This window comes from Streptomyces sp. NPDC104814 (assembly GCF_055583185.1).
This window is the reverse complement of record NZ_JBVJOL010000006.1, coordinates 469,138-483,327: the sequence shown is the minus strand read 5'-3', so window position 1 is coordinate 483,327 and position 14,190 is coordinate 469,138. Positions and strand designations below refer to the sequence as shown.

The 14,190-nt window shown below is 73.2% G+C and carries 11 protein-coding genes; 1 reads left to right on the top strand and 10 read right to left on the bottom strand.

The annotated features are described in order from the left end of the window. From ACZ64A_RS22830 to ACZ64A_RS22800, 7 genes are all read right to left on the bottom strand, one after another. On the bottom strand, positions 1–950 hold a 950-nt coding region (locus ACZ64A_RS22830), incomplete at its 3' end, for an adenosylhomocysteinase (RefSeq protein WP_469812576.1). 402 nt (positions 951–1,352) lie between these two features. Beyond that, a complete protein-coding gene (locus tag ACZ64A_RS22825) occupies positions 1,353–2,333 on the bottom strand; it encodes a cation diffusion facilitator family transporter (protein WP_469812574.1) in 981 nt (326 codons plus the stop codon). 159 nt (positions 2,334–2,492) lie between these two features. Further along, a complete protein-coding gene (gene manA / locus ACZ64A_RS22820; RefSeq protein WP_469812572.1) occupies positions 2,493–3,644 on the bottom strand; it encodes a mannose-6-phosphate isomerase, class I in 1,152 nt (383 codons plus the stop codon). A 72-nt stretch (positions 3,645–3,716) separates the two neighbouring features. Beyond that, positions 3,717–4,844, bottom strand: a complete 1,128-nt coding sequence (locus ACZ64A_RS22815) for an SIS domain-containing protein (protein WP_469812570.1) — start codon at positions 4,842–4,844, stop codon at positions 3,717–3,719. Positions 4,845–4,896: 52 nt separating this feature from the next. Beyond that, positions 4,897–5,067 (bottom strand): Trm112 family protein, encoded by a 171-nt coding sequence (locus ACZ64A_RS22810; RefSeq protein WP_390739761.1) that lies wholly within the window; start codon positions 5,065–5,067, stop codon positions 4,897–4,899. Between the two features lie 435 nt (positions 5,068–5,502). Next, the gene (locus ACZ64A_RS22805; protein WP_469812568.1) at positions 5,503–6,867 is read right to left on the bottom strand and encodes a phosphomannomutase/phosphoglucomutase; all 1,365 of its coding nucleotides are present in this window, start codon (positions 6,865–6,867) and stop codon (positions 5,503–5,505) included. 147 nt (positions 6,868–7,014) lie between these two features. Further along, positions 7,015–7,437, bottom strand: coding sequence for a DUF3499 domain-containing protein (locus ACZ64A_RS22800; RefSeq protein ID WP_019331074.1), 423 nt, complete (start codon positions 7,435–7,437; stop codon positions 7,015–7,017). A 296-nt stretch (positions 7,438–7,733) separates the two neighbouring features. On the opposite strand from ACZ64A_RS22800, the gene ACZ64A_RS22795 reads away from it, so the two are divergent. Next, the gene (locus ACZ64A_RS22795) at positions 7,734–8,183 is read left to right on the top strand and encodes a metallopeptidase family protein (protein ID WP_469812605.1); all 450 of its coding nucleotides are present in this window, start codon (positions 7,734–7,736) and stop codon (positions 8,181–8,183) included. Between the two features lie 40 nt (positions 8,184–8,223). Here ACZ64A_RS22795 and ACZ64A_RS22790 read toward each other — a convergent pair whose 3' ends face one another. From ACZ64A_RS22790 to ACZ64A_RS22780, 3 genes are all read right to left on the bottom strand, one after another. Then, positions 8,224–9,735, bottom strand: a complete 1,512-nt coding sequence (locus ACZ64A_RS22790) for a DUF5719 family protein (RefSeq protein WP_469812566.1) — start codon at positions 9,733–9,735, stop codon at positions 8,224–8,226. After that, positions 9,732–13,388 carry a glycosyltransferase family 2 protein gene (locus ACZ64A_RS22785; protein WP_469812564.1) on the bottom strand — a complete coding sequence of 1,219 codons (3,657 nt, stop codon included), beginning with the start codon at positions 13,386–13,388 and terminating at the stop codon, positions 9,732–9,734. Before ACZ64A_RS22785 ends, ACZ64A_RS22790 begins: the two co-directional genes overlap by 4 nt. A 203-nt stretch (positions 13,389–13,591) precedes the next feature. Beyond that, positions 13,592–13,855, bottom strand: coding sequence for a WhiB family transcriptional regulator (locus tag ACZ64A_RS22780; protein WP_361639037.1), 264 nt, complete (start codon positions 13,853–13,855; stop codon positions 13,592–13,594). Between the last annotated feature and the right edge of the window lie 335 nt (positions 13,856–14,190).

Sequence of the window (14,190 nt, the reverse complement as noted above, 5' to 3'; positions counted from 1 at the left end):
ACCTCGTCCAGCGTCGTCACCTGGTAGCCGTCCATCGCCGCCTGCAGCGCGCAGATCGGGTCGATCTCCGTGACGATCACCCGGGCACCCTGGCCGCGCAGCGACTCCGCACAGCCCTTGCCCACGTCGCCGTAACCGAACACCACCGCGACCTTGCCGCCGATCAGCACATCGGTGGCACGGTTGATGCCGTCGACGAGCGAGTGACGGCAGCCGTACTTGTTGTCGAACTTCGACTTCGTCACCGAGTCGTTCACGTTGATCGCGGGGAACAGCAGCGTGCCCTCCCGCATCATCTCGTACAGACGGTGCACACCCGTCGTGGTCTCCTCCGTGACACCGCGGATCTCGGACGCCAGCTGGGTCCACTTCTGCGGGGTCTCGGCGACGGTGCGGGTGAGCAGCTCGAGGATGACGCGGTGCTCGTCGGACTCGGCGGTGTCGGGCGAGGGGACCTTGCCGTCCTTCTCGTACTCGACGCCCTTGTGGACGAGGAGGGTGGCGTCACCGCCGTCGTCGAGGATCATGTTCGGACCGCCGGTGGGCGTGCCGGGCCAGGTCAGCGCCTGCTCCGTGCACCACCAGTACTCCTCCAGCGTCTCGCCCTTCCAGGCGAAGACCGGCACACCCTGCGGGTTCTCCGGCGTGCCGTGCGGGCCCACCGCGATGGCCGCCGCGGCGTGATCCTGCGTGGAGAAGATGTTGCAGGAGGCCCAGCGGACCTCGGCGCCCAGCGCCACCAGGGTCTCGATCAGCACGGCCGTCTGCACCGTCATGTGCAGCGAACCGGTGATCCGGGCGCCCGCCAGCGGCTGCGCCTCGGCATACTCCTTGCGGATCGCCATCAGGCCCGGCATCTCGTGCTCGGCGAGGGTGATCTCCTTGCGGCCGAACTCGGCCAGGGACAGGTCGGCGACCTTGAAGTCCTGTCGGTTGTCGACAGTCGTCATGCGAGCTGCTCCTCGGGATTGGGTCGAGGGTGGGTACGGCTGATCTGCGCGGCGGCGGACACAGGGGTGCCCGAAAGAGGACACAGGCATGCCCGCGTGCGCGCAGCGCAGTCCGTCGGAGGCCCTCTCTCCCTCGGTCGGTCCGCCGGGGACCGCCCGACCGCCATCAGCAGCGACGTCTGGCTCTCTCCCAAGCTACACGGTCGGCGGGGCCGTCCCCAGTCCGCGCCCAAATGCGTCGGGAGTTCACCGGTGCGTGCCGGGCCGTTCGGGCCGGTGAACGCAGGGGTGGGCGGGAGGGGGGACCGGGTCGTGTCGGGATCGCCGCGTTCGCGGTGCGGTGCAGGGCGCGGGCGACGGTGCCGCCCGTGCCGCCGTGGGTGAGGCAGCCGCAGCGGCGGTTCAGTGCCCGGCGCTCTGCGGGGTGGGGCCGCCGGGGGTGGCCTCCGGGTCGGGGCCCTTGGCGGCCTCGGCCTCGCTGTAGATGTCGGGCTCGAGGTAGATCACGCGCGCGATGGGCACGGCGGCGCGGATGCGGGCCTCGGCGGCGTCGATGGCGGTGGCGACCTCGGCGGCGGTGTCGTCGTGCCGGACGGCGATCTTGGCGGCGATGAGCAGCTCCTCGGGGCCGAGGTGGAGCGTGCGCATGTGGATGATGCGGGTGACGGTGTCGCCGTCGACCATCGCGGCCTCGATCTTTTTGACCTCGTCGGCGCCGGCGGCCTCGCCGAGCAGCAGCGACTTGGTCTCGGCGGCGAGGACGAGCGCGATGAGGACGAGCAGGACGCCGATGCAGACCGTGCCGATGCCGTCCCAGACGCCGTCGCCGGTGAGCAGGGTCATGCCGACGCCGAAGAGGGCGAGGACGAGGCCGATGAGTGCGCCGAAGTCCTCGAGGAGGACGACGGGCAGCTCGGGCGCCTTGGCGCGGCGGATGAACTGCGCCCAGGAGAGCTTGCCGCGCAGTTCGTTGGACTCCTTGATGGCCGTGCGGAACGAGAAGCCCTCGGCGATGACCGCGAAGACGAGGACGCCCACCGGCCAGTACCAGTGCTTCAGTTCGTGCGGGTGGCTGATCTTCTCGTAGCCCTCGTAGATGGCGAACATGCCGCCGACGGAGAACAGGACGATGGAGACGAGGAAGGCGTAGATGAACCGCTCGCGGCCGTAGCCGAAGGGGTGCTGCGGGGTGGCTTCGCGCTGGGCGCGCTTGCCGCCGACCAGCAGCAGGAACTGGTTGCCGGAGTCGGCTACCGAGTGCACGCCCTCGGCGAGCATCGACGACGAGCCGCTGAACGCGAACGCCACGAACTTAGAAGCCGCGATCGCGAGGTTGGCGCCGAGTGCCGCCACGATCGCCTTGGTGCCGCCTGACGCGCTCATGTGTCCGCGTAGTCCCTTCGCCTGCGTGTGTTCTCGCCGTCCGGGCCTTTGCCCGCCCTTTGCCGGTGGGCCATTCTTGCAGCCCCCGCGGCTCCGGCGTCTCGAGTGTCCACAGTCACGGTCATACGAACACACCGCAGCCGCGTCCGGGGGCAGTGGTCAGGCGATCACCGTGGCCCGGAACAGCGTGCCGGCGCCGGACACCTCGGCCTTCTCCCCCGCCGGCACGAAGACGGACTGACCGGCGGTCAGCTCGTCGTCCCCGGCCCGGACGGCGCCTGCCGTGCACAGGAGGATCTGCGGGCTGGACCGGGTGAGGTCATGGGCCGCGCCGCCCTCCGGCAGGGCGTAGCGGGAGAGACGGAACTCGTCGATGGGGGTCTCGTAGACCTCCTCGCCGTCCGGGGAGGCCTCCGGGCGCAGCACGCCCGGGTCGCCCGCCTCGAAGCGGACGACGCGCAGCAGTTCGGGGACGTCGACGTGCTTGGGCGTCAGGCCGCAGCGCAGGACGTTGTCGGAGTTGGCCATGATCTCCACGCCCAGGCCGTCCAGGTAGGCGTGGGGGACGCCTGCGCCGAGGTAGAGAGCCTCGCCGGGCTGGAGGCGGACGTGGTTGAGGAGCATCGCGGCGATGACTCCGGGATCCCCCGGGTAGTGGTGGGCGATACCCGCATACGCGGTGTAGTCGCCGCCGAGCCGGTCACAGGCGGCCGCGGCCTCGGCGACGGTGTGGGCCATCTCCTCGCGGTCCGCGGTGAGGATCGCGGTCAGTACCTCGCGCAGGGCCGCTTCCTCGGGGTGGGCGTGCAGCAGGTCGACGTACGGCTTGAGGGAGTCGACGCCGAGAGCGGCGAGCAGGTCGGCGGTGTGGACGGGGTCGCGGAAGCCGCACAGGCCGTCGAACTCGGTGAGGGCGCAGACCAGTTCGGGCTTGTGGTTGGTGTCCTTGTAGTTGCGGTGCGGGGCGTCGAGCGGGATGCCGCGGCGCTCCTCCTCGGCGAACCCCTGCCGGGCCTGCGCCAGGTCGGGGTGGACCTGGAGGGAGAGCGGCGCGCCGGCGGCGAGCACCTTGAGCAGGAACGGCAGGCGCGGACCGAACTTCGCCACGGCCGCGGCGCCCAGTTCCCGTTCGGGGGCGGCCGCGATGACGTCGGTGAGGGTGCCGCGTGCGGTGCGCGAGGGGGCGCCGGGGTGCGCGCCCATCCACATCTCCGCCTGGGGTTCGCCGGTCGGGGCCACGCCGAGCAGCTGCGGGATCGCGGTGGTGGATCCCCAGGCGTAGGGGCGGACGGTGTTGTCGAGACGGTCCATGGGAACTCTCTCGGGGGTGCGTGCGGGCCGATGACGGGGCGTTCGGCGCGGGCCGGCGTGCCCGGGAAAAGATCAGGCCCTTGACGCGACGGCCAGGTAAACGGCGGCGAAATCGGTGATGGCGATCAGCTCGGCCAGCGTCTCCAGCTCGTCGCCCTCCTCCGGTTCCAGTTCGCTGATCGGCGTGTCGTGGCTGAGGGCCAGATCGCGGGCGGCCGGGGCGGCGGTGAGGCTGCCGATGGGGCGGTCGCGCAGCAGCACCACGCGTGCGTGCATCGCGGGTGGTTCCTCGACGCGGTCACGGAAGAAGTCGTCCGGGTCGGCTCCGGCGGCCAGCGGGCCGGCCAGCAGGGCGCTGTGCGCGGCGAGCGCCTCGGGCAGTTCGGCGACGACCGCGGGGACGCCGGCCAGCTCGGCGAGGGCGGCGGCGAAGCGGCGGCCCGCCGGGCCCGCGGAGGTGCCTTCGGTCCAGACGAGAGGCAGGGCGTCGGCCAGTTCGGCGGCGAGGGTCTTGGCCGGGTTGCTGTACGTCGCGATGGCGGGGCCGCAGCGCTCGGCGACGTGGTCGAGGCGGTCGGCGACCTTCTCCAGGGCGTCGGGCGGCGCGCTGAGCAGGCCGATGCGGTCGAGCAGGGCGAGCAGAGGGGTGAGCAGCGCCCACAGGACGCCCGGCGCGGAGGCGGCGAGCGGTTCCTCCTGGTCGTACGGGGCGGTCGCCATCGGCAGGAACAGGCCGTGGACGCCCGCGACGGCTTCCGCGAGGGGGGTGCCGGCGGGGGCGACGGCGACGACCGCGCAGCCGCGCCGGTAGGCCTGCTCGGCGAGCTGGGACAGGGAGGGTTCGGTGCCGTCCGGGGTGGCGATCAGCAGCAGGTCGACGGAGCCGGCCCAGCCGGGCAGCTCCCAGCGCAGTGCGCCCGCGGCGGGGGCGACACCGGTGGCCGCGAGCCGGATGACGGGGCTGCCGGGGCCGGCGAGGGTGCCGAGCAGGTCGGCGGCGTGGGTGGCGGCGGCGCCGGGGCCGGCGATGAGGACGGCGCGGGGGCGGCCGTCGGGTTTGAGGCCGTTGATGCCGGCCTCGGCGGCGTGCCGGGCGGCCGTACGGACGCGGGCGCCGGCCTCGGCGGCGCCGCGCAGCAGGGCGCGGCGGTCGGCCTCGGCCAGCGCCTCCGGCGTGTCGAGCAGCGATTCGTCGAGCATGGCGGCAGTCTCCGATCGCCGTGTCGTCGGTGCGCGGGCTTTCGCGGCGGTGTTACGCCGGGCGACGGGCCTCGTCGACGAGCAGCACGGGGATGCCGTCGCGGACCGGGTACGCCAGGCCGCAGCCCTGACCGGTGCAGATCAGCTCGGTGTCCTGCTCCTTGAGGGGGGCGTGGCAGGCCGGGCAGGCGAGGATCTCCAGGAGGCCGGCTTCGAGCGGCATGGGCTGTCCCTTCGGATACGGCGGTGTGGGGGTAGTGCCTGGTCAGCGTACCGCTGGGAGCGGCCTTGCGCGGGGGGCTGTGGATAACGCCCTGTGCTGTGGCGTCGGTGGCTCCGTGACCGACGTCGGGCTGCGCACCCGGCGCCTGGTGTCTCCCGCGGTTGGGCTGCGCGCCCAACGCTTTGCGTCCCGCGGTCGGGCTGCGCGCCCGGCGTTTGCTAGTGCCTGGCGTCTGGGCTGGCCGGGGGTTGGGGCGCTCACCGGCGCTGGCGGGGTGCCTCCCCCAAGCACTACGTGTAGGGGGTACCCCCAGCCCACCCGTGCCGCCCTGGGGTCCCCCCTGCTCGAAGAGCTCGGGGGAGGCACGACTGCCCGCAGCTATGTCGGGGTGTGCGTGCCTCCCCGCAGCTAGGGAGACGTGGCGGGCGGCGACGGTCAGGCTCGGATGATTGCCAGGGCCTCGTCGCGGACCTTCGCCATCAGGCTCGCGTCCCTCGCTTCCGCGTTCAGGCGGAGCAGGGGTTCTGTGTTGGAGGGGCGGACGTTGAACCACCAGTCGGTGGCGCTCACCGTGAGGCCGTCGAGGGTGTCCAGGGTGACGCCCTCGCGTCCCTCGTAGGCCGCGCGGATCGCCGCCACGCGGGCCGCCTGGTCGGCGACGGTGGAGTTGATCTCTCCGGAGCCGACGTACCGGTCGTACTGCGCCACCAGCGCCGACAGCGGGCCGTCCTGTTCCCCGAGGGCCGCGAGGACGTGCAGCGCCGCCAGCATGCCCGTGTCCGCGTTCCAGAAGTCCCGGAAGTAGTAGTGCGCGGAGTGCTCGCCGCCGAAGATCGCTCCCGTACGCGCCATCTCCGCCTTGATGAAGGAGTGGCCGACACGGGTGCGCACCGGCGTGCCCCCGTGTTCGGCGACGACCTCCGGCACCGACCAGGAGGTGATCAGGTTGTGGATGATCGTGCCCTCGCCGCCGTTGCGGTCCAGTTCCCGGGACGCGACCAGCGCGGTGATCGCCGACGGTGACACCGGCTCGCCCCGCTCGTCCACGACGAAGCAGCGGTCGGCGTCGCCGTCGAAGGCGAGGCCGAGGTCGGCGCCCTCCTTGCGTACCCGCGCCTGAAGGTCGACGAGGTTGGCCGGGTCCAGGGGGTTGGCCTCGTGGTTGGGGAAGGTGCCGTCCAGCTCGAAGTACATCGGGACGAGTTGGACGGGCAGGCCGTCCAGCACCGTGGGCACGGTGTGGCCGCCCATGCCGTTGCCCGCGTCGACGACGACCTTCAGGGGCCGGATGGAGGTCAGGTCGACGAGGGACTTCAGGTAGGCCGCGTAATCCTGCAACGTCTCGCGCTCACCCAGGGTTCCCGCCGTCACGGCCGTCTCCGGGGCCCCGGAGACGCTCCACTGCTCGACCAGCGTGCGGATCTCGGCCAGTCCGGTGTCCTGACCGACGGGCGCGGCGCCGGCCCGGCACATCTTGATGCCGTTGTACTGGGCCGGGTTGTGCGAGGCGGTGAACATCGCGCCGGGCAGGTTCAGCGCGCCGGAGGCGTAGTACAGCTGGTCCGTGGAGCACAGGCCGATCTCGGTGACGTCCACGCCGCGTGCCGCCGCACCGCGCGCGAAGGCGCGGGAGAGGCCGGGTGAGGAGGGCCGCATGTCGTGGCCGACGACGATCGCGTTCGCGCCGGTCACCTGGGCGAAGGCCATGCCGAACAGTTCGGCGAGCGACTCGTCCCACTGGTCCGGAACCACCCCGCGCACGTCGTACGCCTTCACAAGCTGCGACAGATCACCAGCCACGGTCACTTCCTCCTGAGCATCCCCGTCGGTCGCCCCAACCTACCCGCCCGTAGCGGCGGCGGAAGGAGCGGCCACCGAGTGGACGGCGAGCCGTAACCTCAGGTCAAGCGGGAGATCAGGGGGACGACGCGGCGAGCGCCGCGCGGCTCAGTTGTCGGGTGAGCGCAGGACCCGCAGATGGCCGCGGCGGGCGACCTCCATCGGGTCCGCCGAGCGGGCGCCGCCGCCGGCCTCGGCCGCCCGTTCCTGGGGGCGGGCCGCCTCGCGGACCGCGTTGGCGAGGGCTTCCAGGTCGTCCCCGCTGGGCCGCGCGGGAGCGGAGCCGTCCAGCAGGCGTACGACTTCCCAGCCGCGCGGGGCGGTGAGGCGCTCGGAGTGCTCGGCGCACAGGTCGTAGCAGTGGGGTTCGGCGTAGGTGGCGAGCGGGCCGAGGACCGCGGTCGAGTCGGCGTAGACGTACGTCAGCGTCGCGACGGCGGGTCGGCCGCAGGCGGTGCGCGAACAGCGACGTACAGGGCTCACGATGTTGGACGGTACCGCACTCTTGAGCGGGCCGCGACGACTCTCCACCAGGTCACTCCCCCGTGTCGGGCTGTGAAACGTCCCACACAGCCTCGCAGAGGGACCGCGCTGACCTGCGTCGACGTCCGTCCTTCCGGCGGTCGACGGTTCGCGATCCGGTCATTTCTCCGTACAAACACCACCAATCGGCTGGAGATCCGCGGTCATGTAGAGATACGGAAACGAGCCGAAGTTGGCCGGAATGGTCAGGCTGCGACAGCGTCGCGCGCCGCCGGCTCCCCGTGGCCGAACCGTCACCCACAGGCCGGGCACGCGAGGGCGCCGAGGACTACGCTGCACCAGTGATGGACAACGCCGTACCGCCCCGTGCCCCGGGCCCCGGGCCCCGCCGCCGTGATCGCCACGGCCGGGGGATGCGCGGGCCGATCGCGCCGCCGCAGGTGCCGCTCGCCGCGAGCCGCGCCGAGGTGTTCGCGGACCTGGTGCAGGACTCCGTGGACCGCTTGGAGCGGCACTGGCCGCAGCTCACCGACATCGATTTCCTCGTGCTGGAGGTGCCGCGGCTGGACGGCCCCGGGCAGCCGTGGAACGACGAGGCCGTGCCGCTCGGCGGGATCGTCCCGGCGCGTGAGGGCCGACGGGCGCGCGTGGTGGTGTACCGGCGGCCCGTGGAGATCCGCACCAAGGGACGCGACGAGCGGGCGGCGCTGGTCCACGAGATCGTGGTGGAGCAGGTCGCCGAGCTGCTCGGGCTGACCCCGGAGACCGTCGATCCCCGCTACGGCGAGGACTGAGCCGGACACCGCGGAAGCGCCCGGCCCCGCCCGCGTCGCCCTACTTCTGCAGCACCGCCAGGTCCTCGTCGGCCCGGGGCACCGCGATCGTGCCGCGGTCGTTGGGCAGGGTCTGGACCGTGAAGGCCGGAACGCCGTCCTCCGTCGCCGCGAGCATGCGGGCGGCGTAGACCGGGCCGCCCGAGACCTGCTCGACCGTCAGCGCGTAGGTCCCCTTCAGGCCGCTGGGGACGGGGATCCGCACGTCCTGCGTGGTGCCCGCCTTGATCGTGTACGTCTGGACCGCCGCCGTGCCGCCCTCGCTGCCGGCCGACGCCGTGACCTTCACCTGGGCGTTCGCCGTCGGCGCGGTGAGGAAGAGCGTGGAGCCCTTGGCGCTGTTGTCGGCGACCGTCGCGCGTGCGCCCACGGCCGCGGTCGCCGGGATGAACGCCGTCTCCTGCTGGTCGCCCTTGCCGCGGACGACCCGCAGCGCGGCCACCACCGGCACGGCGCGGTCCGTCGGCGTCAGCACCAGCGACCCGGCCTCGCCGCGGGTGACGTCACCGAGGTCGAGGACACCGGTCATGCCGGACTTCACGTGCAGCGTCTCGTGGCCGGCCGGGGTGATCAGCCCGGACGGTGAGGCCAGGCGCACCTTCAGATCGGCGTCGGAGCCACCGGGCGTGAAGGCGACCAGCCGGACGGACACCGCGTCCTTGGGAATGCCGGGCAGCACCAGGCTCGGTGCCGGGTCCGCGGCCGCGGGCAGCCAGTCACCGCCGAGCTTCTGGTCGAGGGCCTGGACGGCGGCGCCGACCCGGCCGCTGCGGACGGTGACGTGGACGGTGAGGTCGTCCTGCCGGTCGTCGGTGAGCGTGGACAGCAGGATCGGCTCGGCGCCGTGCGGCGGGACGGTGATGCCCTCGCCGACCGTCGACTTCACCGCGCCGTCCTTGCCGTACAGCTCGATGTCGGCGACGGCGGCGGAGTCGTCGGGGTTGGTCAGATGCACGTAGTCGGTGCGGTCGGCGGCGGTGCTGGCGCCCGGGAACCAGAACTCCGTGTCGGGGGCCGTGCAGTTGACGCCCTGCAGGCCGCGCCCGTTACCGGCGGCGACCTCGGTGGTCTGCTGGACGGTCCAGCCGGGTGCGAACCTGCCCTGGGCGGTACCGATCAGCGCGGGCACGTCCGCGCCGGAAGCCTCCGCGGTCGCGGGGGTGCCGGGCTGCTTGGGCGTGAGGGCCGGTGCGCCGCTCTTCGCGGGCGTCTTCTTGCCCTTCTTGTCCTTGCCGCCCGCGCTGCCCGCCGACTGCTCGGCGGCGGCCTTCAGTTCGGCCGTGCCGGCGCCCGACACGCCCTGGGTGACGGGCGTGAAGGACGTGTACGCCGTGTCGGCGAGGTCGGACTGGCTGGGCGCCGGGCAGAGCAGCGTGGTGCGCTGAACGGGCCGCTGGGCGGCGGCCTCGGCGGTGTCCGCGCCGGAGGCGTCCGGGGAGCTGAGCGCGGCGAAGCCGGTCACGGCGGCGAGCGCGGTCGCGCCGGCGATCAGGGACAGGGTCGTGCGGTTCACTGCTGGCTCCCGTCGGGGCGCTCATGGCCGCCGTCGTGCGGTTGCGGCTGTGCCTGGCCGTAGGCCGTCGCGTCGTACCCCTGGTCGTACGGCTGCTGATAGGCCGTCGGGTCGTAGGCGCCGGCCGGGTTCTGGCCGCCGTAGCCGTAGGGGTCGTAGCCGCCGGCCTGGTACGGGTCGGCCTGGTACGGCTGCTCGTAGCCGCCGTCCGCCGGGTACGGCTGAGGGGCTGCCTGATACGGGTCGTAGCCGCCGTATCCGGCCGGGGCGGGGGCGGGCGTGTCCCACTGGTCGTAGGACTGCTGCTGCGGGACCGGCGCCGGGGGCTGCTCGGCCTCAGCGGGTACGGGCTGCTCCTCCCCGGCCGCGGCCTCCGCCTCGGCCTGGGCGCGCAGGCGGCGGGCGCGGCGGCCCTCGCCGGCGACCGGCTGGGCCGGGATCACGGGCTCCTCGGGCAGATCGTCGTCGACGTCGCGGCGCCGCCCGGGCAGGGCGAGGACGACGAGGACGACGGCGAGGGCACCCTGGGCCCACAGCCAGGCGGTGTGGCCGAACGGGTCGTCGTAGACGACGTCGAGCTTTCCGCCGGAGGAGGGCAGTTCGAAGCCCTGCGCCCAACCGTCGACGGTGGTGGCCTTCAGCGGCTTGCCGTCCAGGGTGGCGCTCCAGCCGCCCGCGGCGGCGTCGGCCAGGCGCAGCACGCGCGTGCCCTGGCCGGCCGGGACCATGGTGTGGATCTCCACGGGGCCGGCCGCGACGGGCAGCGGTGTGCCGGTGCCGGAGGCCGGGACGACGACGGCGCGGGAGACCTCGCGGTTCACCCGCCACAGGCCGCTGCCGTTCTGCTCGCTGAGCCGGCTCAGGCCGGGGGTGGCGTCCAGGACGCGGGTGACCTCGCGGGGCGCGCCCTTGTGGACGAGGACGTAGCGCACGGCGAACGCGCCGAGCTGGTCGGTCTGGTCGGCGCCGGAACCGGCGACGAGGTTGGCGACGGTCTGGTCGAGCCGGTCGTTCTCGCCGTCGGCGGCGGCGAGTTCGGCGTCGCCGAGGCGGGCGCCGGAGCCGCGGACCAGCATGTAGCTCACGTGGGCGGCGGAGTCGCTGTCCAGGACCAGGGTGCGGGCCTGGTCGCGGGTGCTGCTCTCCTCGGCGACGAAGGCGGGCACCTGCACGGGGTCGCGGCGCTCCAGCGGCCCGTCGGCGCCGCCGATCATCCAGCCGGCGGCGACGAGCAGCGGGCCCGCGGCGGAGGCGAAGGCGATCAGCGCGGCGACCGGCTGGCGCCAGCCGAAGCTCTGCTCGGCCACGCGCGTGCGGGCTCCGTCGGCGCCGAGGACGGCGGCGGCGAGCAGGGCGAGACCGTAGACGAGGGTGGCGGGGCCGGCCCAGGTGGAGTGGTTGGACAGGACGGCGAAGACGAGGGCCACGAGGGCGACGGCCCAGGCGGTCCAGATGCCCCGCCGGCGCTCGGAGCGCATCAGGGCGGCGAGTGCGGCCAGCACGATGCCGATGAGCATCAGTCCGTCGACGGTGCCGGGACCGCCCGGGCTCGCGCCGAGCAGGTCGAGCGCGGAGGCGGAGGAGGAGCCGTAGTCCAGGCCGGCCTCGGTGAAGAAGCCGAACGGCAGCAGGGACAGCGACCAGGGCGCGAGCACGAGCAGCGGGGTGCCCAGCTGGGCCAGGAAGCGCAGGCCCTGGGCGGGCAGGTCGCGGCGGCGCAGGGCGAGCACGGCGATGCCGAGGATCAGCGCGATGGGCCACACGATCGGTGTGAACGCCGTGGTCAGGGTCAGCAGCAGGGCGTAGGCCCAGGTGGCGCGCCAGCTGCCGCGTCCGCCCGAGGGATGCGCGAGGCCGCTCGCGGCGATGCCCGCGCGGGCGATCAGCGGCAGCAGGACGGCGAGGACGGCGGTGCCGATGCGGCCGCCGGCGAGGGCGCCGGTGGCGGCGGGCAGGAAGGCGTAGGCGATGGCCGCCCAGGCGCGCAGCAGCCGGGACTCCACGAGCGGGCGGGAGGCGAAGTACGCGGTGACGCCGGCCAGCGGGACGGAGCAGACCAGCAGGACGGTGACGGCGAGTCCGGTCGAGCCGAACAGCACCGACGCCAGCAGCGCGACGATCGCCAGGTAGGGCGGCGCGGAGGGGTCGCCGCCGGCGCCGACGGGATGCCAGGCGTCGAGGTAGCGGGACCACAGCTCGGAGGCGTCGGCCGGGGCGGGCAGCAGCGCGCCGCCGGCGAGGGCGCCGCCGCCCAGGAGGTTGCGGCAGGCGACCAGGGAGACGGCCAGAAGGACCAGGAAGAGCACCGGGCCCGGTTTGCGGGCGATGCGCTTCAGACGCGCGAACTGCTCGATCTCCAGGAATTCGGCGTCGTCCCCGCCGGGTCCCGACTCGACGGCACCGCCGTGCCGGCCGGCCGAGGAGGTCTCCGGGTCGGTGCCGCCGAAGAGGTTGCCCGCGACCTGTTCGAAGGTGGCCCGTACGGTCGCTCCGGGCGGCGGGAACAGGGGCCGCAGTTCGCCCTTGTCGACCGTGGGCCGTCCGCGGCGGCGCCGGCCGGCGATGATCCGCTCGGGCCGCAGCAGGGTGCCGAGCAGGCCGCGGATCTCGTCGACGGCCTGTCCGGGGACCTTGCCGACGAGGTAGGCGACGGTGCGCAGCAGGGTGCCGAGGACGACGCGCAGCACGATCCAGGGCAGCACGGCGGTGCGGGCGTTGACGAGGAGGGTGTAGACGGCGCCGGCCTTGTCGACCTTGTGCGGGGAGGCGGTGGTGCGGCCGGCGCAGTCGACGGCGCGGCGCTCGCGGGATGCGGCCTCGGCGTGCCGTACGACGGCTTCGGGAGCGATCAGGACGCGGTGGCCGGCGGCGTGCGCGCGCCAGCACAGGTCGACGTCGTCCCGCATGAGGGGCAGGCGGCGGTCGAAGCCGCCGAGCTGTTCGAAGACGTCGCGGCGCACCAGCATGCCGGCGCTGGACACGGACAGCACGTCACGGACGTGGTCGTGCTGGCCCTGGTCCTGTTCGCGGCGGTCCAGGCCGGTCCAGCGGCGGCCGGAGTCGGCGATGGAGACGCCGACCTCGAGCAGCTGGCGGCGGTCGTACCAGCCGCGCAGTTTGGGGCCGACGACCGCCACGTCGTCGCGGCCGAGCTCCAGTTCGCGGTCGACGACGCGCAGCAGCTCGGCGAGCGCGTCGGGTTCGGGGGCGCAGTCGTCGTGCAGCAGCCACAGCCACTGGAAGGGTTCACCGTGCGGCAGTTCTGGCAGGTCGTAGGCGTCGTCGCGCCAGGTGCGCGTGACGGGGTCCCAGCCGCTGGGCCGCTTCAGGTAGGGCAGTTCCTCGGGGGTGAGGAGGGGCGCGGTGCGGGTGGCTTCCTCGACGGCCTGGCCGAAGCCGGTGCGGCGGGCGAGGTGGAGCACGCGGTCGGCGCCGAGGGCGGCCGTGACCAGTTGGGCGGAGTCGTCGGCGCTGCCGGTGTCGGCGGCGACGGCGTACTGCACGGGGCGCTCCTGGCCGAGCAGCCCGGCGAGCGCGTCGGGCAGCCAGCGGGCGCCGTCGTGGGAGACGAGGACCGCGGTCACCACGTGACGCGGGAACTCAGGTGTCGCGGCCCCGTCTTGCTGGGCTGCGGTGTGGCTGTGCACGGTCATCGAGGTACGGGCCCCGGTTCGGTGGACTGCGGTGGACGCCGGTGCCGCCTGCGGGCGGTGGGGCGTCTCGGACGAGCGACCACACTATCGGCTGGGCATGACCGCGGCCCGCCGCCTGTGGACAACCCACCCGCGACGGGCCGTTCGAGTCGTTTGTGCGGAACAGTCCGCGGTCGTTCGCTCAGCAGCCGGTCATACGGCGCTCACACCGCGGCCTTCTTCAGCCGCCGGCGCTCCCGCTCGGACAGGCCGCCCCAGATGCCGAACCGTTCGTCGTTGGCGAGGGCGTACTCCAGGCACTCGGAGCGGACTTCGCACGCGAGGCAGACCTTCTTGGCCTCTCTCGTGGAGCCGCCCTTCTCGGGGAAGAAGGACTCGGGGTCGGTCTGGGCGCACAGCGCGCGCTCCTGCCAGCCGAGTTCCTCGCCCGCGTCGTCGACCAGCAGTTGCTGCACCGTCTCGGTCATGTGCGCCCCTCGTCTGTCTTTCCGCGTCCCCGTGATGTAGCCGTTACCGATTCCGGCTGAACGACACGAGTGAAATTACAAGTGTGCTGCTCCGGGCGAGTCAAGCCGAGATCTGCTATTGGGCCCCTTATTCACTCTGCGGAACCAAGGCGGTGCGGAAAGTGTTCAAATCGCCATAAACCTTGACACACAGACGGGGTCCGGAAGCCGCCTTCCGCCTCGAGGACCCCTTGCAGGGCCTGTACGGAGAAAGACGTCCGTGCGTTCGATCCCGTTCCTGTGCACACGGCGAAGCGAACAAGATCACAGTCGGATCACGAGATCGCAACGCGGCT